Annotated in this window: 1 protein-coding gene; it reads left to right on the top strand. The window is 56.2% G+C overall.

Annotated features, from left to right (window positions below; translation table 11 throughout):
* Window positions 1-240: AMP-binding enzyme (locus V756_RS01000000121655; protein ID WP_032681562.1), on the top strand; the 240-nt coding region annotated here is incomplete at both ends.

The following is a 240-nucleotide window of genomic DNA, read 5'->3' as shown; positions in this document are numbered from 1 at the left end:
ATCGACCATCAGGTCAAGGTCCGCGGCTACCGGATCGAGCTGTCGGAAATCGAAGTCCAGCTTGCCCAGCTTTCTGACGTGCAGGATGCGGCGGTGTCAGCTGTCAAAGATAAAGGCGGCAATACAGCGATCGCGGCGTACGTCACACCGGAAACCGCTGATATAGAAGCACTGAAATCAGCACTGAAGGAAACCCTGCCGGACTACATGATCCCGGCATTCTGGGTGACGCTGAACGAG

The organism is Bacillus tequilensis KCTC 13622, from assembly GCF_000507145.1.
GTDB classification, from domain to species: Bacteria; Bacillota; Bacilli; order Bacillales; family Bacillaceae; genus Bacillus; species Bacillus tequilensis.
This window is presented reverse-complemented; position numbering and strand designations above follow the sequence as displayed.